A 21,425-nucleotide genomic window follows, 5' to 3' on the forward strand; every position below is an offset into this window, starting at 1 on the left:
AATGGGCGGTCGTAATTGCGCCCGTCACCATAAAGGGTGCGCCCCTTGCCGACACCCCCGGAGGCTCCCTTGAAGGCCGTCGCGCTGGCAAGAGGGTTAACGCTCCGCATTGCGCATCACCCCGCGCCGATGCTACCGCTCCGCGACGCTTTTCCGGAGATTGCCGACCGTGTCTGCTTCCAAGCTCGATGTTCTCGCCATCGGTAACGCCATCGTCGACGTGCTCGCGCGGGCAGAGGATGACTTCCTGGCCACCCACGACATGAACAAGGGCGGCATGGCGCTGATCGACGAGCCGCGGGCGGAGGCGATCTACGGCGCCATGGGGCCCGGCACCGAGATTTCTGGTGGCTCGGCCGCCAACACCGCCGTGGGTGTTGCGGCGCTGGGCGCCCGCGCCGGCTTCATCGGCAAGGTGAAGGATGATGGGCTGGGCACCGTGTTCGGCCACGACATCCGCGCCGCCGGCGTCGCCTATGCCACGCCCGCCGCCGCCAATGGCGCCGCCACCGCCCGCTGCCTCATCCTGGTGACGCCCGACGGCGAGCGCACCATGAACACCTTCCTGGGCGCCGCCCAGGACCTCACCCCCGCCGACATCCAGAAGGAGATGGTGGAAAGCGCCGCCGTCACCTATCTGGAAGGCTATCTGTGGGATCCGCCGGCGGCCAAGGAGGCCTTCCTCGCCGCCGCGAAAATCGCCCATGGCGCCGGCCGCAAGGTCGCCCTCACCCTCTCCGACTCCTTCTGCGTGGACCGCTACCGGGCAGAGTTCCTGGAGCTGATCCGCTCCGGCACGGTGGACCTCACCTTCTGCAACGAGGCAGAGCTGAAGTCGCTCTACGAAACCGCCGATTTCGATACCGCCCTCGTCGCCCTGCGCAAGGACGCCAAGGAAGCGGTGGTGACCCGCTCGGAGAAGGGCGCCTCCTTCGTCACCGCCGGGGCGGTGGTGAGCGTGCCCGCCGTGCCCGTGGAACGGGTGGTGGACACCACCGGCGCCGGCGACCTGTTCGCCGCCGGCTTCCTGGCCGGCGACACGCGCGGGCTCGACCCGGCCACCAGCCTGCGCATCGGCGCCCTGGCGGCGGGCGAGATCATCACCCAGCTCGGCGCCCGGCCGCAGCGCAACCTCATCGACCTCGCCCGCGAGGCCGGCCTCATCTCGTGAGCGAGGCCGGACAAGGCGGCCCCCCGCCCACGATACGGCCAGCGCCCCCGCCAGCGCCCCTTGCCGATCCCGGCGGACAGTCGGGGCGGGCGCTGGCCGCCATCACTGCGCGCGCGCCCACCCTCATGGTGCTGGGCGGCGCCGGCACGGGCAAGACCACCTTCCTGCATGAGCTGCGCAAGGCGCCCATGGGGCGTTCCTTGGGGCGGCAGGTGTTCCTCGCCCCCACCGGCGTGGCGGCGCTGCAGGTGGGTGGGCAGACCATCCATTCCTTCTTCGGCATTCCCCCGCGCCTGCTCAATCCCGACGAGGTGAAGCCGCGCGTGCAGGTGCGCCGCCTCCTGAAGAAGCTCGACCGCGTCATCATCGACGAGATCTCCATGGTGCGGGCCGATTTGCTCGACGCGGTGGACATCTCCCTGCGCATCGCCCGCGACAATTCCGAGCCCTTCGGCGGCGTGCAGATGGTGCTGGTGGGCGACTTTCTGCAGCTTCCGCCCGTGGTGCCCATGGCCGAGCAGGAGATGCTGGAGCGCATGGGCTATGAAGGCCCCTTCGCCTTCCATGCCAAGGCTTTGGCGGACCTCGCCACGACCGGCGTGCCGTTCACCCATGTGCACCGGCAGACCGACCGCGCCTTCATCTCCATGCTGGATGCGCTCCGGCGCGGGCGCGGCGCGCGGGAGGCGGCGGAGGCGCTCAACGAAGCCTGCGTGCGGCCTCATCGCGAGGGCGCGCTGCCGGTTCTTTTGACCCCCACCAATGCCCGCGCCGATGCCTATAACGCGCGCGGCCTCGCCGCCCTGCAGGACAGCGGGCGGGAATTCTCCGGCTTGCTGAAGGGCGAGTTCGGCCTGGAGGGTGATCGCCTGCCCGTGGCGGAAAAGCTGGTGCTGAAGCGCGGCGCCCGGGTGATGGCGCTGCGCAACGATCCGGCCCGGCGCTGGGTCAATGGCTCGGTGGGCACGGTGGTGGGCCTCGGCCTTTCCAGCGCCCTGGTGAAGCTGGATACCGGCCCCACCGTGGAGGTGGACGCCTTCACCTGGGAGCGCATCCGCTATGGGTGGGACGAGCGCACCGGTCGCATCGAGGCGCAGGTGGTGGGCACCTATACCCAGCTTCCCCTCGCCCCTGCCTGGGCGCTGACCATGCACAAGGCCCAGGGCCTGACCCTGGACGACGTGCGCATCGATTTCGGCGAAGGCGCCTTCGCGCCCGGCCAGGCCTATGTGGCCCTTTCCCGCGCCCGCTCCATCGAGGGCCTGTCCTTGGTGCGCCCCATTCGCGGTTCCGACGTGCGGGTGGACCGGCGCGTGGCCGCCTTCATGGAGCATTTCGAGGCGGAGGAGGAATAAGGCACCCGCCCCCTCTCCCGGCGCTCAGCCCCGGGCGCGGGCGGCGCGGGTGGGCAGCACCAGGCGCTCGACCCAGTTGCGGATTTCGACCGTCCGCTTGTCCTTGGAGATCACCGCCCCATCGATGCCGCAGCGCCACGCCAGGGCCTTGTTGCCGGGCTCGCGCTCAAAATGCTCCAGGTCGGCGATGAAGGCGGCCTCCTCCTCCTCATCGGAAAAGAAGCCTTCCGCCACCAGGGAGGGCCGCAGGCGGCGGAAGATGGCCGCCATCTCGCGGAAGGGATATTCGGGGTGGTACTGCACCGCCCAGCAGGTGGACAGGCCGGCCGTGAACTCCGCCGCCTGCACCTGGGAATGGTCGTTGGTGGCCAGCAGCCGCGCCCCTTCGGGCAGGGCTTCCACCTCGTCCAGGTGCACGGTCATGGCCTCGAACACCAGGGGCTTGTCGGCGAACATGGCGTGGCCCTGGCCATGGGTGGTCTGGCGGATGCGGCGGCCGAAGCCCACCTCCCGCCCGCGCGGATTGAGCCGCACGCTGCCACCCGCCGCCGCCGTGAGCAATTGCAGGCCCCAGCAGCTGCCGAACAGCGGCACTCCGGTGGCAAACGCGGCCCGGATGAGGTCGAGCTGCTGCTCCACCTCCGGCCCGCCATGATAGATGTTGAGCGACGAGCCGGTGATGGCGATGCCGTCATACCCCTCCAGCCCCGCGCTGTCGGGCAGGTTGGCGCCGGGATCGGCCGGATAGCAGATGTCCACGGTGGCGCCGGGGGCCAGCTCGCGCAGCAGCTGGGCATAGCCTTCGCTCGCGGCCTGACCACCGAAATGGATCTGGCGGGCGCGGGCTTCGGCGGTGTTTCCTTCGACGACGAGCAGGCGTGGGGCAGGCATGATGGCGTCGGATCCTGGAGGCATGTTCGGACGAACTGGATACCGGCTTGCGTCCGGAAAATGCGTTAACGTCAGGGCTTGCGGCATTCCCCGGCCGCAAGCGGGCCACCCCGCGCGACGGGAACGCAAGCTCTCGCGGCCCCCGAGGTGTCGCGGCCCTTTCACCACGGCCTTCGAGGAAGGCGATGGCGGCAGCATACGGCCCATTTTGACCAAAGCGAGGATACGCTGCATTGCGAAGGCGAATGCGACGCGGGCTCAGCCCCAAGGCCGCCCCAGCCATTGACGCGTCCCGCGCCGTCTTCCTTCACGGCGGATGACGTCGCCCCACCCCGGCGCAGGCCGGACCCAAGCGCCGCGCGAGCCCTGCTCGAGTGCTGAGCAGGCTGCCCCGAGTGCTGCTCTTGCCGGCGCGCGTCATCGCTTGCGCGATGAGGTAATGCCGGCACTCGGCGACGGCCCGCGAGGGGGCTCGAAGAGGGGGCTACAGGACAAGGCTCCATAGTCTTAGGTTCCGCCCGATGCCAGCCGGGCCCTCCGCACCTCCGGCCGGGCCTCAAGAGCGGGCGGGCGCGGCAGTGGCCTTGGGTCGCGCCCCCGTGAAGCCCACAACGGCCCGCCCTGATGCCGCCCGGGAACCAGGGCCGATGGTCTCAGACGTCGTCGTCATCGTCGGCGGCGTCCTGCTCGTCATCGGCGCCGCCATCGGTGCCGAGCTTCTCGGCGAGGTTCTTTTCCACCTTGCGCAGCAGCTTGCGCAGGCGCTTGCGCTCCTTGCCGTCGAGCCCGGCCACCATCTCGTTTTCCAGCGTCTCCCACACACCATCGATGGCCGAGGCCCGCTCCAGCCCGGTCTCGGTGAGAAACACCCGCACCAGGCGGCCGTCACCGTCGGTGGTGCGGCGCTCCACCAGACCCTGGCTGGTGAGGCGGGCGATGGTCTTGGAGGCGGTGGGCGGGCGCACGCGCAAGGCGGCGGCGAGATCGCCCATGGTCCGGCCATCCTGCTCCGACAACAGCTTCAGCACCGATTCCTGGCCCGGAAACAGGCCGAGGTCGCTGAGCAGCCGCGCGGAAAAAGCGCGTTGCAGCCGCGCCGTATGGTTGAGCCGATAGCCGATGGTCTTCGTGAACGGGTCCTTCATGGTCTCCCCCACCGCACGCAGAGCCCCTGGCCTCCCGCGCCCGGCCGCCCTCGCGTGCTGCCAAGGGAAACGTCCGGAAAAACGGAGGTCGTGCGAACCGTCGCGCCGCGCGCGATCACCACGGGCCTCATTATCCGCGCCGGCTTACATTTTTACGAAGGTTTAAAAATCATCGGGCCACCGCAGGGTCCGCGCCGCTTGACAGCGGGGCCCGGGCATCGCTTGGTTCGCTCATGACATCGTTCTCCCCCCCGGATGCCTCTGCCCCGCAGGCTGAAGACGCGGTCGAGACCAGGGCCCGGCAGGAGGCGGATGATCCGCACTCCCCGGTGGCGCGCTTCGGCCCCTCCAAGCCCCTGCGGCTCGATGCCGGCGTGCTGCTGCCCGATCTGCAGATCGCCTACCAGACCTATGGCGAGCCCAATGCCGCCCGCACCAATGCGGTGCTGGTGTGCCACGCGCTGACCGGCGACCAGCACGCCGCGAGCCTCAACCCGGTAACCGGCAAGCCGGGCTGGTGGGAAACCATGGTGGGGCCGGGCCGGCCCATCGACACCGATCGTTTCTACGTCATCTGCGCCAATGTGCTCGGCGGCTGCATGGGCACCACCGGGCCGTCCTCCACCAATCCCGCCACCGGCGCGCCCTATGGGCTCGACATGCCGCTCGTCACCATCCGCGACATGGTGAACGCCCAGGCCATGCTGCTGGACCATCTGGGCATCGAGAAGCTGCTATGCGTGGCCGGCGGCTCCATGGGCGGCATGCAGGTGCTGCAATGGGCCGCGAGCTATCCGGAGCGGGTGTTCTCGGCCCTGCCCGTCGCCACGGCGGCGCGCCATTCGGCCCAGAACATCGCCTTCCACGAGGTGGGCCGCCAAGCGGTGATGGCCGACCCGGACTGGCGCGGAGGCCACTATCTGGCGGAAGGGGTGATGCCTTATCGGGGCCTTGCCGTGGCGCGCATGGCCGCGCACATCACCTACATGTCGGACCAGGCGCTGCACCGTAAGTTCGGCCGCCGGCTGCAGGACCGCGCCATGCCCACCTTCGGCTTCGATGCCGACTTCCAGGTGGAAAGCTATCTGCGCCACCAGGGCGAATCCTTCGTGCAGCGCTTCGACGCCAACTCCTATCTCTATGTCACCCGGGCCATGGACTATTTCGACCTCGCCGCCGACTATGACGGCGTGCTGGCGAACGCCTTCAAGGGCTCGAAGACCCGCTTCTGCCTGGCCTCCTTCACCTCCGACTGGCTATTCCCCACCGACGAGACGCGCACCATCGTGCATGCGCTGAACGCCTCCGGCGCCAGCGTCTCGTTCGCGGAGATCGAGAGCGACAAGGGCCATGACGCCTTCCTGCTGGATGAGCCCGAACTGTTCGCCATCGCCCATGGCTTCCTCGACAGCGCCGCGCGCGCCTTCGGGCTGCCGCCGGCGCGCGGGAGATGAGCATGGCCCTGCCTGAAGAAACACCGTACGCCGGCGCGCCGCGCCGCGGGGGCGTGCGCGTCGACCTTGTGGTCGTTTCGGAGATGGTGAAGCCCGGCTCCCGCGTTCTGGACGTTGGCGCGGGGGACGGCGCGCTGCTGGAGCTTTTGGCCACCACACGCGACTGCGACGCGCGCGGCATCGAGCTTTCGCGCGAGGGGGTGAATGGCGCCGTGGCGCGCGGGCTCGCCGTGATCCAGGGCGACGCAGACGTGGACCTGGCCCACTACCCCGATGATTCGTTCGACTATGTCATCCTCTCGCAGACCCTCCAGGCCACCCGGCGCCCGCGCTGGGTGCTGGAACAGATGCTGCGCATCGGCCGGCGGGCCATCGTCTCCTTCCCCAATTTCGGCCATTGGCGCTCACGTCTCGACCTGCTGGTGAACGGCCGCATGCCGGTGACGGAGAACATGCCCTTCCGCTGGTACGAGACCCCCAACATCCATTTCTGCACCATCCGCGACTTCGTGGCCCTGGTGGAGGAGCTGGACGCCAAGATGGAACGGGCCGTGGCCCTGGATTCCTCGGGCCACCGAGTGCGCTTCAACATGCCCTGGTGGGTTTGGAACCTGCTGGGCGAACAGGCCGTGTTCCTGCTCTCCCGCAAGGGCTAGGCGGGAGCGGGAACAGCGCGGGCGCGGGAACAGCGCGGGCGCGGCGCCGTCCCGAGCGTTCCGCTCCACGCGGGCCCTCGCCCAAGGGTGGGCGGAGCGGCGCGGCCTCACACCGCCGGCGCGCGGGCCAGCTCCAGCAGAGCGGCGGCGGCGCGCGAGTGGTAGCGATCGGCATGCCGCAGCGCGTAGAAGCTGCGGGGCGGCAGCGCCAGGGGCAGCCGCGCCAGGGTGCCCGCGGCCAGCTCCGAGCGCGCGACCAGATCGGAAATCACCGTCGCGCCCGCCCCGGCGATCACCGCACTCAGCACCGCCTCGTTGGATGGGAGCTCAAGCGTCACCCTGAGCCGGTCCGGTGCCACCCCCGCCCGCAGCAAGGCGCTTTCAAACACCTGCCGCGTGCCCGAGCCCGGCTCGCGCAACACGAACGGCAGCTCCAGCAATTCTTCCGGGGTGATTCGCGCCCGCCCCACCCAGCGATGGGACGACGGCACCACCAGCACCAGTCTGTCGCCGGGAATGACGCTCTTGGCCAGCAGCACCTCATTGACCTCGCCTTCCACAAAGCCGAGATCCGCCTCCCCCTGCAGCACCGCCGCCGACACCTGCGCCGTATTCCCCACGGATAGCGAAAGCTCGATTTCCGGATAGAGGCTGTGGAAGCGGTAGAGCAGCGGGCCAAGCCAGTAATTGGCAATGGTCTGGCTGGCCATGAGGCCGAGGCGGCCGCGCTTCAGGCCCGACAGATCGGCAAGCACCGTCTGCGCCGCCTCCACGCGCGCGAGAATGGCGCGGGCCTCCGTCAGGAAGCCCGCGCCCGCATCCGTCAGCTCGATGCGCCGGCCCACCCGGTGGAACAGCGCCACCCCGCAGGAGGCCTCCAGCGCCGCCACCGAGGCGCTCACCGCCGATTGCGTCATGTGCAGGCGCTCGGCGGCCCGCGTCATGTGCAGGTGCTCGGCCACCATGGTGAACACCCGCAGCTGTTCCAGCGTCATCGTCCCATCGCATCAGCTCATGAAAGTCGCGATGAGGATAAAGCTCAGCGTGGAGATGAAAAGCCAGGCGGCGGCGCCGAGCATCAAAGGCCGCAGCCCTTTCATGCGCAGCTTTCGGATGTCCGTCTCCAGCCCCATCGCGCCCAGCGCCACCGCCAGCAGGAAGGTGGTGAGAGTAATGAGCGGGCTCTTCACCTCTAGGGGAATCACCCCCGTGCTGTTCACCATCACCATCGCGATGAAGCCGAACACGAACCACGGCACCGGCGGCTTGGCGTGATGAGCATTGGCATCGCCCCGCGCCTTCCACAGCGCGACCGCGCCCAGGCCCAGCACCAGCGGCGCCAGCAACATCACCCGCGACAGCTTCGCCACCGTTCCGAACTCACCCGCCTGCTGCCCCCCCTGGAACGCGGCCGCCACCACCTGTGCGACCTCGTGGATCGAAGCACCGGTCCACAGCCCATAGGCGTGAGCATCAAACCCCGTATAGGGCAGCAGCGCCGGCATCAGCACCATCGACAGCGAGCCGAAGACCGTGACGCACGCCACGGCATAGGCCACATCCTCGTCCGACCCACGGGTGACGGTGTTGGTCGCGATCACCGCCGAAGCGCCGCAGATCGACGTTCCCGCCGCAATCAGCTCAGCCAGCTTGGCTTCCACACCCATCACCCGGCCAAGCCACCGCGTGATGAAGAAAGTGCTCGCCAACGTGATGGCGACGATGGCGAAGCCCGCCACACCCACGGTCCGCACCTGGGCAAAGGTCAACTGAAGGCCGAGCAGCACGATGGCGAAACGCAGCACCCGCCGGAGCGCGAATTTCACGCCTGCGGTCGCCGCCCGGGGCGTGCCCACCAGATTGTGGTACGCCATGCCGATGAGGATCGAGATGACCAGCGGGCTAAGCATTCCCAGCCCGGGAAGCAGCCGCACCGCATACGCCGCCGCAGCGATGACGCAGGTGACCGCGAGGCCCGGAACGATGCCTTCGTGAAGATGCCGCAGGGCCCGCACATGGCGCCGCGATGGCTGCTCCATCGGGCTGGGGGCGGCGGATGTGTGCTCGACCATGATGATGTCCTCGGTAGGTGCGCGGACCATCACAGATCGGCATCAATCGCTCCAACACGTTATATTTCTACATTCAATTATTATTTTCGATTGATTGGCGCGCACCGCCCGCGAGTCCGCCCTCTCCGGGTGCCTCTCGGCCCCAGGCGGGGGAACGCCGCCGCGGAGCACGTTGCGGTCACGGCAAATCCGTACCGCAAAAGCCTGCAAAGACGCCTCTCGCTCCGGCCCGCGCCCGGCATCCCCTTGCTTTTGCCCACCGGCAGAAGATAAACGGCAGTCACTTCCCGGCTCCCCACCCGCCACCGCCACAAGGCGAGACAGGCAAAGCGCCGGTCAGATCCAGCCACCAGATCACTCGTTGCATGACGCGAAGGACGTCTCGCGTGTTACACGCGTGGGCCAACACCTTGAAGCTCGTCCCTGCTTTCCGAGTTTCGGAACAAGCCGTGTCGGCTCGGCCACCGGAAGGGCCCGAGCGACAAGCTGCACTAACCGAGGAACCCGCCACGCGCTTCCACCGCGGCCCGTGCTTCCCGCGCATCGCGCCAAGCTGCGCCCGAGCCGCAGAAGGCCACGGCGCCCCTCTGGCCCGCCAAATAAAAAAGGCCGGGCACAAGGGGGCCCGGCCTTTCAAAATACACCCACCTTCGCCCAACTCAGTGAGCAGGAGTGGCCTTAAACCCGCGCTCCAGCGCCTCAGCGACCTGCTCCAGATCCGCAAGCTGGCGCTCGGCCCGCTGGCGCTCCGCGTCGCCCTTCGCGTCTGAGACGTCTTCCTTCGCATCCCGAATCTGCTGCCGCAGATGTGCGGGATCGATCTCTTCCACGGGCTTGGCCTCTTCGGCCAGCACGGTCAGACCCGCCTGATTCACCTCGGCGAAGCCGCCGCGGACGAAGTAGCGCTTGGGCTCTCCCTCCGACTTGATGGTCAGAATGCCGGCCTTCAGCGTGCCGATGAAGGGCGCATGGCCGGCCAGAACACCGAACTCGCCCTCCGCACCGGGCACAATCACTTCGCTCACCGCGCCGGAGAACACCAGGCGCTCGGGCGAAACCAGTTCAAAGGGTAAGCTCGCCATCTTCGTCTCCGGTTCCTTCATCTCCGGTCGCTCTGGAGGTCGCGCATCCCTGGCGGGCCGCTCCCCACACCCGCGTGGCACGCGCGCCGTTCGGCGCCCTGCCCCGGATCAATCTCCGCGCTGTTCCAGTCCTGCTGAAACGCCGCGCCAACCCGCTTGGCGGACCAAGCCCGACACAAGAAAAGGCCGTCACCCGGATAGGCCCAGCCCCTCGTGCGCCTTCGCCCGCACCGCAGTTCCGGAGCGGCACCGCCGACCGGTCCCGCTCCTGCGCATCTTGCATCGGCACTCCGCCCTCGCGAGCGGAGCGCCGCGCACATCACGCCGCTTCGGCAGCCAGCTTCTTGCCCTTCTCGATGGCTTCTTCCATCGAGCCGACCATGTAGAAAGCCTGCTCCGGCAGGTAGTCGTACTTGCCTTCCACCAGGCCCTTGAAGCCCGCGATGGTGTCCTTGAGGTCGACGAGCTTGCCCGGAGAACCGGTGAACACCTCGGCCACGTGGAACGGCTGAGACAGGAAGCGCTCGATCTTGCGGGCGCGCGCCACGGTGAGCTTGTCCTCTTCGGAAAGCTCGTCCATGCCCAGGATCGCGATGATGTCCTGAAGCGACTTGTAGCGCTGCAGGGTCTGCTGCACCTGGCGGGCGGTGTTGTAGTGCTCTTCGCCGAGGATGGTCGGCGACAGCATGCGCGAGGTCGAGTCGAGCGGATCCACCGCCGGGTAGATGCCCTTCTCCGCGATGGAGCGCGACAGAACGGTGGTCGCGTCCAGATGGGTGAAGGAGGTCGCCGGCGCCGGGTCGGTCAGGTCGTCGGCCGGCACGTAAATGGCCTGCACCGAGGTGATCGAACCCTTGGTGGTGGTGGTGATACGCTCCTGCAGGGCGCCCATGTCGGTGGCCAGGGTCGGCTGGTAACCCACCGCCGAAGGAATACGGCCGAGAAGGGCCGACACTTCCGAACCCGCCTGCGTGAAGCGGAAGATGTTGTCCACGAAGAACAGCACGTCCTGACCCTGGTCACGGAAGTGCTCTGCGACGGTCAGGCCGGTGAGCGCGACGCGGGCGCGGGCACCCGGAGGCTCGTTCATCTGGCCATACACCAGCGCGCACTTGGAGCCGGCCGCGGAGCCACCATGCTCCTTGGGGTCCTTGTTCACGTTGGACTCGATCATCTCATGGTAGAGATCGTTGCCCTCGCGGGTACGCTCACCGACGCCGGCGAACACGGAGTAACCGCCGTGCGCCTTCGCAACGTTGTTGATGAGCTCCATGATGAGCACGGTCTTGCCCACGCCGGCGCCGCCGAACAGGCCGATCTTGCCGCCCTTCGCGTAAGGCGCCAGCAGGTCGACGACCTTGATGCCGGTGACCAGGATCTCCGCTTCGGTGGCCTGCTCCGCATAAGAAGGAGCCGGCTGGTGGATGCCGCGCTTCTGCTCGAAGGAGATGGGCCCCACCTCGTCCACCGGCTCGCCGATGACGTTCATGATACGACCCAGCGTGCCATCGCCCACCGGAACCTGGATCGGTTCCCCGGTGTCTTCCACCGCGGCGCCGCGCACGAGACCCTCGGTGGCGTCCATGGCGATGGTGCGCACGGTGTTCTCGCCGAGGTGCTGGGCAACCTCAAGAACCAGGCGGTTGCCCTGATTGGTGGTCTCCAGCGCGTTGAGAATCGCCGGCAGATGGTCGTCGAACTGCACGTCGACGACGGCGCCGATGACCTGGGTGATGCGTCCGACCTTGTTCGCCATATTCGTCGTCCTTCGTATCTTCGGTCGCGAGGCGTCAGACGGCCTCGGCGCCAGAGATGATCTCGATGAGTTCCTTCGTGATCATGGCCTGGCGGGTGCGGTTGTAGGTGAGCGTCTGCTTCTTGATCATTTCGCCCGCATTGCGGGTGGCGTTGTCCATGGCGCTCATCTGCGCGCCATAGAAGGACGCCTGATTCTCCAGCAGCGCGCGGAAGATCTGCACGGCGATATTGCGCGGCAGGAGATCGGCGAGGATCTCTTCTTCCGTGGGCTCGTATTCATAGACCGGCCCCGCCTCGGTGGTGTCACGCTCGGGGAAGGTCGCGGGGATCAGCTGCTGGGCCGTCGGCACCTGCTGGATCACGCTCTTGAAGTTGGAATAGAAGAGCGTGCAGACGTCGAACGAGCCGGCGTACAGCATCTTCAGCACCTTGGAGGCGATGTCATTCGCTTCCTTGAAGCCGATGTTGCGCACGGCGCGCAGGTCGACCACATCGATGATGTGGTCGGGATAGACCCGGCGAAGCTGGTCGGCGCCCTTGCGGCCGACGCAGAGGATTTTCACATCCTTGCCTTCCGCCAGCAGCAGCTGCGCCCGTTCGCGCGCCAGGCGCACGATCGAGCTGTTGAAGGCGCCGCACAAGCCGCGTTCGCCAGTGCACACCAGCAGCAGATGCGTCTGGGTGTGCCCCGTGCCGGCCAGCAGCACCGGCGCCTGGGAGTTACCGACGATGCCGGCGGCAAGGTTGCCCAGCACCGTTTCCATGCGCTCGGCGTAAGGCCGCGCGGCTTCCGCCGCCTGCTGAGCGCGACGCAGCTTCGCCGCGGCGACCATTTGCATCGCCTTGGTGATCTTCTGCGTCGCCTTCACCGAGGCGATGCGGTTTTTAAGGTCCTTCAGACTCGCCATCGCGCCCGTCCGTCAGGTTCGAGGAACTATCGAGAGCCGATCAGGCGAAGCTCTTGGCAAAGGCGTCGAGCGCCTTCGTCAGCTTCTCTGCGGTGTCCTTGGACAGTTCCTTGGAAGTGCGGATGGCCTCGAGGATCTCGGGATGCTCGGAGCGCAGGGCCAAAAGCAGCCCCTGCTCGAACTCGCGGACCTTGGAGACCGGCAGCGGGTCGAGGTAGCCGTTGGTGCCGGCGAAGATCACCGCCACCTGCTCTTCCACCTTGAGGGGCGAGAACTGGCTCTGCTTCAGGAGCTCGGTGAGGCGCGCGCCGCGATTCAGCAGCTTCTGGGTCGAGGCGTCCAGGTCCGAGCCGAACTGGGCGAAGGCCGCCAGCTCGCGATACTGGGCGAGGTCGCCCTTGATCTTGCCCGCCACCTGCTTCATCGCCTTGATCTGGGCAGAGGAGCCCACGCGCGACACCGACAGGCCGACGTTCACCGCCGGGCGAATGCCCTGGTAGAACAGGTCGGACTCGAGGAAGATCTGACCGTCGGTGATCGAGATCACGTTGGTCGGAATGTAGGCCGACACGTCGTTGGCCTGGGTCTCGATGACCGGCAGTGCGGTGAGAGAGCCGGAGCCGTTGGCGTCGTTGAGCTTCGCGGCGCGCTCAAGCAGGCGGGAGTGCAGGTAGAACACGTCGCCGGGATACGCTTCGCGGCCCGGGGGACGACGCAGCAGCAGCGACATCTGACGATACGCCACGGCCTGCTTGGACAGGTCGTCGTGGATGATCAGAGCATGCATGCCGTTGTCGCGGAAGAACTCGCCCATGGCGGTGCCGGTGAACGGCGCCAGGAACTGCATGGGAGCCGCGTCGGAAGCGGTGGCGGCGACGACGATGGAGTATTCCAGCGCGCCCTGCTCTTCCAGCACCTTCACGAACTGCGCGACGGTGGAACGCTTCTGGCCCACCGCGACATACACGCAGTAGAGCTTGGCCTTCTCGTCGTTGCCCTGGTTGATCGGCTTCTGATTCAGGATCGAGTCGAGCGCCACGGCGGTCTTGCCGGTCTGGCGGTCGCCGATGATGAGCTCGCGCTGGCCACGGCCGATCGGGATCAGGGCGTCAATGGCCTTGAGGCCGGTCTGCATGGGCTCATGCACGGACTTGCGCGGAATGATGCCAGGGGCCTTCACGTCGACGCGGCGACGCTCGGTGTATTCGATGGGGCCCTTGCCGTCGATCGGGTTGCCGAGGGCGTCCACGACGCGACCCAGCAGACCCTTACCGACGGGAGCGTCGACGATGGCGCCGGTGCGCTTGACGGTCTGGCCTTCCTTGATCTCACGGTCGGAACCGAAGATCACGATACCGACATTGTCGAGCTCGAGGTTCAGCGCCATGCCGCGCGTGCCGTTCTCGAACTCGACCATCTCGCCGGCCTGGACATTGTCGAGGCCATAGACGCGGGCGATGCCGTCGCCAACGGAGAGAACCTGCCCGACCTCGGAGACCTCAGCCTCCTGGCCGAAGTTCTGGATCTGCTCCTTGAGGATGGCGGAGATTTCAGCGGCTCGAATGTCCATCAGCGGACCTCTTTCATCGCATGCCGGATAGAATTGAGTTTGGTCTTCAGCGAAGCATCGACCATGCGAGAGCCGAGCTTCACGACGAGACCACCGAGGATGGACGGGTCGACGGTGACGTCGAGCTGCACGTCCTTGCCGGTCTTCTTGGCCAGCGCATCCTTCAGCTCGGCGAGATGCGCGTCGCTCAAGGGCTGCGCCACCGTCACCTGCGCCGTGGTCTCGCCGCGCTTCACGGCGACCAGGGCACTGAAGGCGGCAATCATCTGCTGAAGCGCAAACAGCCGGCGATTCTGCACCACGAGCTTCACAAAGTTGCCCGCGAGGCCGCCGATTTCGGCCTTTTGCAAAACCGCGGTCATGGCGGAAAGCTGCACGTCGGCCGTGAAGACAGGACTCTTCACCAGCCGCGCCAGATCCGCACTTTCGGCAATGAGGGCCGACAGGCGATCGAGATCCGTTTTCACGGAATCAATGGCGCCGGCTTCATCCGCCAGTTCGAACAGCGCGGTCGCGTAGCGCCCCGCCATGCCTGACACGATCGTATCCGCCACCCGCACCTCTCTCGGACTTGCGGCCGCCCCTGGGCAGAATGCCCCGGCTTCGACCCAAACCCTTGATCTGTTGGGAATATTGATAGTGCGATCTCGCCAGCGGGCGAAACCCCACCCTCGAAATCCCGGGTTGCCTAACACAGGCAGATCAAGGCGGCAACATGACCGGAGGATGGCGCATAGGCCGCATTGCCGCACCGGGAGCATCACGGTGCCCGAGCAGGGGCACCGCAGGCTGTAGCGGACACCCACCACAGGGCGCAGGACGCCTCGGAGCGAGTGCGCCGCAGCACCTCTGGAAGCCGCATGAATGAAAGAAAATCGGGAAGGCGGCTCAGAATTTTCCGCAGGGCCTTCGGCGCGGGCGGCGCGCAACCGTTGCACGAATGCAGCGCTGGGCCGATTACGAAAACGTCCCCGCGCAAAGATTGAGCGGGGACGCTGTTCTGCACCATTTTTCGGCAGGGGAAAGTGTGCCCTTCGGGCTCAGTTCGCCTGCGTGGTCTTGTTCGGCGTCGCCGGGAAGGCGGCGTTCTTCACCGTGCCCTGCATGAGCTCGACAGCAAGCTTCAGCTGGGTGTCGTCCTTCGGGTCCGGCGGCACGTAGGAAGGCGAACCGGCCTGCTCGTCCTCGCCATTCTTGAGGTGCCCCTTCAGCGAAGCCTCGCCGCGCGTGGGGTCGCCGGAAGCGCCCAGCTTGGCCTTCACGTCATCGGGCATGTCCTGCACCAGGACGATATCGGGCTCGATGCCCTTGGCCTGGATGGAGCGGCCCGACGGCGTGTAGTAGCGCGCGGTGGTCAGCCGCAGTGCGCCATTCTGCCCCAGGGGAATGATGGTCTGCACCGAACCCTTGCCGAAGCTGCGCGAGCCGAGCACCGTGGCCCGCTTCTGGTCCTGCAGGGCGCCGGCCACGATTTCCGAGGCCGAGGCCGAGCCGCCATTCACCAGCACGATCACCGGCTTGCCCTTGGTGAGGTCGCCGCCGCGCGCGTTGAAGCGCTGGGTTTCCTCGGGATTGCGGCCGCGGGTGGAGACGATCTCGCCACGATCCAGGAAGGCGTCGGACACGGCGATGGCCTGATCCAGCAGGCCGCCGGGATTGTTCCGCAGATCCAGGATATAGCCCTTGATCTTGTCGGGACCGATCTCGGCCGTGAGGTCGTCGATGGCCTTCTTCAGGCCGTCATAGGTCTGCTCGTTGAACGAGTTGACGCGGATATAGGCGATGTCGCCGGACTCCACCCGCGAGCGGACCACCTTGATCTTGATGGTGTCGCGCGTGACCTTGACGTCGATGGGCTTATCCGCGCCCTTGCGGACGATGGTGAGGGTGATGGGCGTGCCCACGGCGCCGCGCATCTTGTCCACCGCCTCGTTCAGGGTCAGGCCCTGCACCTGCTCGCCATTGAGCTTGGTGATGAGGTCGCCCGCGAGCACGCCAGCCTTGGCGGCGGGGGTGTCCTCCATAGGGGCGACGACCTTCACCAGGCCGTCTTCCATGGTCACCTCGATGCCGAGGCCGCCAAACTCACCCTTGGTCTGCACCTGCATGTCGCGGTGATTCTTCGCGTCCATGTAGGAGGAATGGGGGTCGAGCGACTGGAGCATGCCATTGATGGCCGACTCGATCAGCTTCGAGTCCTCCGGCTTCTCCACATAGTCGGAGCGCACGCGCTCGAACACGTCGCCGAACAGGTTCAGCTGGCGATACGTATCCGAGGAGGCTGCTTCCGCCGCCGTGCCGAGGATCGCGCGCGGCTGAACCGCGGCGACAGCCACCAGCGCGCCGGCCGCCACGCCGAAGAGAAATAGGGATGTCCGACGCATTATCCGCGCACCTTCTGACTGTCCGTTGCCGCCCACCACGGGGCAGGATCGATGGAGACTCCGTCCTTGCGGAATTCAACATACAATTGGGGCTGTCCCGAGGCTGTGCCAAGGGAGGAACCTGAAGTCGCATCCGCCGCGCTTGCGCGCGCAAGGCCGCCCATGACCGCTACCGGCTCGCCCGCGAGGACGAACTGGCCGAGATCCACTGTGATCTTCTCCATACCTGCCATCAAGATATGGTATCCGCCGCCCGCGTTGATGATCAAGAGTTGGCCGTAGCTGCGAAAGGGCCCGGCATAGACCACCCAGCCGTCCGCCGGCGCGGTCACCGGGGCACCGGCGCGGGTGGCGATGCTGATGCCCTTGGCGGCCGCGCCCACGTCGTCAGCCGCTCCGAAATCACGCATCCTTACCCCGGCCACCGGCAACGGCAGCAAGCCTTTGGCATCCGCGAAAGGAATGGCGGGCGCGATGCGCGCCGGGTTCTGCAAGGCGGCAAGGTCCGCCTTGGTGGTGGTGGCGGGCTCCGGCAAGGCGCGCGCGGCATCCGCGGCTCGGGCGGCCGGCGGCGCCTCCGTCTCCATGCGGGTCACGAGATCGTGCACATCCGTGGAGCCGCGGGCCAGCGAATCAACCTGCGTCTTTTCCCCCGGCGGCACCGGGCTGGCTTCCGCCTGGCGGCGCTGGCGCTCCCCCACCAGGGCTGCGAGGCGCTTGCGGTCCTGGTCCAGGGCCACCTTGAGCTTGGCGAGACTTTCCCGGGCGGTGCCGAGCTCGCCGCGCACCCGCACCAGCTCCGAGAGATCGGCGGCCAGGGTTTCCGCCTCCACACGCATTTCGGGCAAAAGCGAGCCCAGCAGAATGGCGGAGCGCACCGCATCAAGGGCATCGTCGGGGCGCATCAGCAATGCGGGCGGCGGGTTGCGGCCCATGCGCAGCAGCGCCGCCAGCACTTCCGCCAGCACGTCGCGCTGCTTGGCGAGGGAGGCGGAAAGCTCCGTCGCAGTCTTGTCGAGGGCGCCAATGCGGCCTTCCACGTCAATGAGCTGCTGCTCCACGGCGCGCGATCGGTTGGCGGTCTCGATCAGCAATGCGTTGAGCTTGGCGCGGTCGCCCTTGGCGGCTTCCAGCTCGGCGGCAAGGCGCTTCTGGAACTCTTCATTGCCCTTCACGTCGGCCTTGAGCGCCTCCGTGTCCAGCCCCTGCCGCACGGGCGAGGCCGGGGGCAGCGGCACCCCGGCGGATGGGCGCGCGCCGGACGGCCGCAGCGGCGCGGGCGCCACCGGCGGCGACGGCTCCTGCCCATGGGCCGGCCCCACCGGCCCGGCAAGGCCGATGACCAGGGCGCACAGGAGCGGGCCGGTTCGCTGCTTCATGAATCAAGGCTTAAGGCGACAGGGTTGAGGAGTTGTAAAGGTCTGTGGCGCGGCGCCACCTTTGCCCCCGAATCGCCATCGCGCCGCCCGGGCGGAGCCCCCGCCCGCCCCCGGCGCGCGGCCGGCGGAAGAGGCAGGGGACAGGCCGGGGCGGAGGGCCGCCGGTTCCGGCCGCGATCAGGCGGCCTCCATGCCCTCGAGCTCGGTGATCATCCGGTCGATGAGCGAAAGGCCGGTCTGCCAGAAGGCCGGGTCGCGCGCATCGAGCCCGAACGGGGCCAGAAGCTCCGAATGGTGCTTGGTGCCGCCCGCCGACAGCATCTGCAGGTAGCGCTCGGCAAAGCCATCCGACGCCTTCTCGTAGACCGCATAGAGCGAGTTCACGAGGCAATCGCCGAAGGCATAGGCGTAGACGTAGAAGGGCGAGTGGATGAAGTGGGGGATGTAGGTCCAGAAGGTCTCGTAGCCGGCGCCCAGATTGATGGCCGGGCCCAGGCTTTCGCTCTGCACCTTCATCCACAATTCGCCGATGGCGTCGGAGGTCAATTCGCCCTTGCGGCGCTCGGTGTGGACGTGGCGCTCGAACGTGTAGAAGGCGGTCTGGCGGACCACCGTATTGATCATGTCCTCCACCTTCTGGGCCAGCATGATCCTGCGGGCCTGGGGCGTCTCCGCCTTGTCCAGCAGCCGGCGGAAGGTGAGCATCTCGCCGAACACCGAGGCGGTTTCCGCAAGGGTCAGCGGGGTCGGCGCCATCAGCGCGCCCTGGCGGGCGGCCAGCACCTGGTGCACGCCATGGCCCAGCTCATGGGCCAGCGTCATCACATCGCGCGGCTTGCCTTGGTAGTTGAGCAGCACGAACGGATGCGCGGACGGCACGGTGGGATGGGCGAAGGCGCCCGGCGACTTGCCCGGCCGCACCGGCGCGTCGATCCAGCTCTTCTCGAAGAACACCCCGGCGATCTCGGCCATCTTCGGCGAGAAGGCGCCATAAGCGGACAGCACCGTGTCCTTGGCCTCGTGCCAGCCGATGTCGCGGGTTTCCACCTTGGGCAGTGGCGCGTTGCGGTCCCAGAACTCCAGCTTGTCCTTGCCGAACCAGCGGGCCTTCAGCGCGTAATAGCGGTGCGACAGGCGCGGATAGGCGGCGCGGATGGCCTCCACCATTGCGTCCACCACCTCCTTTTCCACCCGGTTGGCCAGGTGGCGGGAGGAGGCGACATCGGGGAAGCCGCGCCAGCGGTCGGAAATTTCCTTGTCCTTGGCCAGCGTGTTGGTGATGAGGCTGAACAGGCGCAGATTCTTGGAGAAGGTCTCGGCCAGCCCCTGTCCGGCGGCGCGGCGCACCTCCTCCTTGGAATCCTGCATCAGGTTCAAGGCCGGCTCGATGGCCAGCTCCTGCCCGTTCACGGAGAAGCGCAGGGAGGCCATGGTCTCGTCGAACAGCCGGCTCCAGGAGGAGCGGGAGGGGTTCGACTTCTCGTGGAACAGCTGCTCGATCTTGTCGTCGAGCTGGTAGGGCTTGTCCTTGCGCAGGTCCTCGACCCACGGCCGGTAGTGGCCCAGCGCCGGGTCGGCCATGGCGGCTTCCAGCGCCTTGTCGTCCAGCCGGTTCAGCTCCAGCGTGAAGAACAGGAGGTGGGTGGAGGCGTCGGTCAGCCGCTCCTGGATGTCGCCATAGAACTTGGCGCGGGCGGGATCGGAGGTGTCGCCCGCATAAATCAGGCTGCCATAGGAGGCGATTCGGCCGATGAGATCGTCGATCTCCTCATAACGCTTCACCGCGGCGCCCAGGGCGGGGCCGGCATCGGCGGCCGCGAGCAGAGTGGCGAGCTTGCCCTTGTAGGCCTCCTCGAATGCCTTGCACTCGATGTCCGCCTTGATGAGGTCCCCCTCCAGCTCCGGCGCGTCCATGGCCGGGTAGAGATCGGCGAGGTTCCATTCGGGCAGCGATTCGGAAACGGCGGCGGCGGCGCCGGCGGTCACCCCATGGACCATCCCGAAGCCGGCCCCGGCGGGCGCGGAAAGGAACGGCAGGTCGGCGGGGCGGGAATGAAGCAACATGGAACCTCCGGGAAAATCGGGGCGGGTGCAATCGGCACCGTCATAGCTCGCCTCCCACGATCGCCTCAATGGCGGGGCGCCGCAAGCGGGCCGCGCCGCCCCACCCGCGCCACCGGCAGGCGCCGCAGCGGCACACGAATGCGTGAAGCTCAGACTTGCTTAACCATCACCGACCAAGCTGGCCGATGTTCGCACCACGCCGGAATCCCATGAAACCCTTGCTGCTGCTGGTCGAAGACGACCCCGTGGAAGCCCGCCGCCTCGAATCGGCCGTGGCTCTGATGGGGTATGAGGCCACCCACGCCCGCGACGGAGACGAGGCCCTGGCCCTCATGGAGCGCGTGGCGTTCGATGTGGTGCTCCTGGATCTCGTGCTGCCCGAACTCGACGGAATGGGCCTGCTCGGCGCCATGAAGGCGCGCGGCCTGTGCGTGCCGGTGGTGGCGGCGGTGACGGCGGAAAGCATCGACATGGCAGCCTCCGCCATCCGCGCCGGGGCGCGCGACTTCGTGGTGAAGCCGGCCGGGGCGCTGCGCCTGCAGGTCGCCCTCGCAAATGCCATTGCCCTCGGCGGCGCTCGCAAGACGGTGGAGCGCGACACGGCGGAGCACCTGCCAGTGGAGCGCCTGCCAGTGGAGCGCCTGCCAGTGGCGCCCGCCCCCGCGGCGCCTGCGCGTCTGGCGATGGTGGGTGAATGGCCGGTTCCGGCGGGCTTCGGCGCCCGTCCGGGCACGCTGGCTTCGGCAGCCCAATCCTCGGCGCCCCAATCCTCGACACCCCCCTGGGTCGACCATGGCGGCCATGTGCGCCCGCTGGAGGAGATCGAGGAAAAGGCCATCCGCTACGCCTGCGCCCATTACGGCGGACGGCTCACGGAAGTGGCGCGCCGGCTCGGCATCGGCCGCTCCACCCTTTACCGCAAGCTTTCGCGGCTCGGCCTTGCCGTTCCTGAGGGACGCGAGCCGCCGCACCATTCGGAACCAATTGCAGCCCAGATTGTTGCGGCCGAGTGACAAGCTCACGAAAAGGCCCGGCAGCTCGCGCTTGTGAGTTGATTGGAAACCTTCGGCACGGCACCAAGCAGGGGTATAGCGGCGAGGAGAGGACCATGGGGGTCAGGGCCATCGGGCATTCAATGCCCAGCACGGGACGCAGCGGCGTCATGAAGGCCTCAGCGATGGATCGGTCTTTCGCCCGTGTGCTTGGGGTCAGCGTGCTCAGCCTCGCTCTGACCCTGTCCTGGCTGCCGGCGGCCGAAGCCGGTCCCGCCGACACCGCGCCGGGCCTGTCGCCGGCGGCGGCATCCGCCCGCGCCCTGCTGAACGGTCCGCGTCCCTCTGCTCCCGTCACCACCCATGCCGGCATGGGCACCGCCGATCCCCCACTCCCCGCCCCCATCGCGGGCGGGGTCGACGCGGCGGGCAATGGTGAGGCGGCGACCCGTCCCGCGAGCCAGACGCAAGCCAGCGGCATCGATGCCGCCGGCAATGGAGAAGCTCGCGCCGCACCAGCTCCCACAAACCCGGCGGCCGCCTC

Annotated in this window: 17 protein-coding genes; 5 read left to right on the forward strand and 12 right to left on the reverse strand. The window is 67.6% G+C overall.

Translation table 11 applies throughout. The features are described from left to right. The first annotated feature begins 169 nt into the window (after positions 1-169). Both L0966_RS06595 and L0966_RS06600 read left to right on the forward strand, forming a co-directional pair. Positions 170-1,171 carry an adenosine kinase gene (locus L0966_RS06595; RefSeq protein ID WP_234051069.1) on the forward strand — a complete coding sequence of 334 codons (1,002 nt, stop codon included), beginning with the start codon at positions 170-172 and terminating at the stop codon, positions 1,169-1,171. Further along, positions 1,168-2,526: a DEAD/DEAH box helicase gene (locus L0966_RS06600; RefSeq protein WP_234051070.1), complete on the forward strand. Its 1,359-nt coding sequence runs from the start codon at positions 1,168-1,170 to the stop codon at positions 2,524-2,526. Before L0966_RS06595 ends, L0966_RS06600 begins: the two co-directional genes overlap by 4 nt. 24 nt (positions 2,527-2,550) lie before the next feature. On the opposite strand, the gene L0966_RS06605 is transcribed toward L0966_RS06600, so the two are convergent. Next, on the reverse strand, positions 2,551-3,417 hold the full coding sequence (locus L0966_RS06605) for a type 1 glutamine amidotransferase (RefSeq protein ID WP_234051071.1): 867 nt from the start codon (positions 3,415-3,417) through the stop codon (positions 2,551-2,553). 653 nt (positions 3,418-4,070) lie between these two features. Beyond that, the gene (locus tag L0966_RS06610) at positions 4,071-4,562 is read right to left on the reverse strand and encodes a MarR family winged helix-turn-helix transcriptional regulator (protein WP_234051072.1); all 492 of its coding nucleotides are present in this window, start codon (positions 4,560-4,562) and stop codon (positions 4,071-4,073) included. Between the two features lie 233 nt (positions 4,563-4,795). On the opposite strand from L0966_RS06610, the gene L0966_RS06615 reads away from it, so the two are divergent. After that, positions 4,796-6,016: a homoserine O-acetyltransferase gene (locus L0966_RS06615; protein WP_234051073.1), complete on the forward strand. Its 1,221-nt coding sequence runs from the start codon at positions 4,796-4,798 to the stop codon at positions 6,014-6,016. A 2-nt stretch (positions 6,017-6,018) separates the two neighbouring features. Then, on the forward strand, positions 6,019-6,672 hold the full coding sequence (gene metW, locus L0966_RS06620; protein WP_234051074.1) for a methionine biosynthesis protein MetW: 654 nt from the start codon (positions 6,019-6,021) through the stop codon (positions 6,670-6,672). 107 nt (positions 6,673-6,779) lie between these two features. Here the strand turns inward: metW and L0966_RS06625 are convergent, their stop codons facing one another. The 10 genes from L0966_RS06625 to L0966_RS06670 form a co-directional block, all read right to left on the reverse strand. Beyond that, the gene (locus L0966_RS06625; RefSeq protein ID WP_234051075.1) at positions 6,780-7,667 is read right to left on the reverse strand and encodes a LysR family transcriptional regulator; all 888 of its coding nucleotides are present in this window, start codon (positions 7,665-7,667) and stop codon (positions 6,780-6,782) included. Between the two features lie 12 nt (positions 7,668-7,679). Next, positions 7,680-8,744, reverse strand: coding sequence for a YeiH family protein (locus tag L0966_RS06630; protein WP_370640655.1), 1,065 nt, complete (start codon positions 8,742-8,744; stop codon positions 7,680-7,682). A gap of 659 nt (positions 8,745-9,403) precedes the next feature. After that, entirely contained in the window at positions 9,404-9,826 is a 423-nt protein-coding gene (locus tag L0966_RS06635; protein ID WP_234051076.1) for a F0F1 ATP synthase subunit epsilon, read from the reverse strand. Positions 9,827-10,145: 319 nt separating this feature from the next. Next, positions 10,146-11,582, reverse strand: coding sequence for a F0F1 ATP synthase subunit beta (gene atpD / locus L0966_RS06640; RefSeq protein ID WP_234051077.1), 1,437 nt, complete (start codon positions 11,580-11,582; stop codon positions 10,146-10,148). Between the two features lie 34 nt (positions 11,583-11,616). Then, positions 11,617-12,492, reverse strand: a complete 876-nt coding sequence (locus tag L0966_RS06645) for a F0F1 ATP synthase subunit gamma (protein WP_234051078.1) — start codon at positions 12,490-12,492, stop codon at positions 11,617-11,619. 40 nt (positions 12,493-12,532) lie between these two features. After that, positions 12,533-14,062, reverse strand: a complete 1,530-nt coding sequence (gene atpA, locus L0966_RS06650; protein WP_234051079.1) for a F0F1 ATP synthase subunit alpha — start codon at positions 14,060-14,062, stop codon at positions 12,533-12,535. Next, positions 14,062-14,622, reverse strand: a complete 561-nt coding sequence (locus L0966_RS06655) for a F0F1 ATP synthase subunit delta (RefSeq protein WP_370640654.1) — start codon at positions 14,620-14,622, stop codon at positions 14,062-14,064. Before L0966_RS06655 ends, atpA begins: the two co-directional genes overlap by 1 nt. Positions 14,623-15,102: 480 nt before the next feature. Then, positions 15,103-16,449, reverse strand: a complete 1,347-nt coding sequence (locus L0966_RS06660) for a S41 family peptidase (RefSeq protein WP_234051307.1) — start codon at positions 16,447-16,449, stop codon at positions 15,103-15,105. Further along, positions 16,446-17,825, reverse strand: coding sequence for a murein hydrolase activator EnvC (locus L0966_RS06665; protein WP_234051080.1), 1,380 nt, complete (start codon positions 17,823-17,825; stop codon positions 16,446-16,448). The genes L0966_RS06660 and L0966_RS06665 overlap by 4 nt, the downstream gene beginning before the upstream one ends. A gap of 177 nt (positions 17,826-18,002) precedes the next feature. Further along, positions 18,003-19,823 (reverse strand): M3 family oligoendopeptidase, encoded by a 1,821-nt coding sequence (locus L0966_RS06670; RefSeq protein WP_234051309.1) that lies wholly within the window; start codon positions 19,821-19,823, stop codon positions 18,003-18,005. A 275-nt stretch (positions 19,824-20,098) separates the two neighbouring features. On the opposite strand from L0966_RS06670, the gene L0966_RS06675 reads away from it, so the two are divergent. Beyond that, positions 20,099-20,902: a response regulator gene (locus tag L0966_RS06675; protein WP_234051081.1), complete on the forward strand. Its 804-nt coding sequence runs from the start codon at positions 20,099-20,101 to the stop codon at positions 20,900-20,902. The last annotated feature ends 523 nt before the right edge of the window (positions 20,903-21,425 follow it).

It is taken from the genome of Xanthobacter sp. NM-59, assembly GCF_021401125.1.
In the GTDB taxonomy this organism is placed as follows: Bacteria; Pseudomonadota; Alphaproteobacteria; order Rhizobiales; family Xanthobacteraceae; genus Xanthobacter.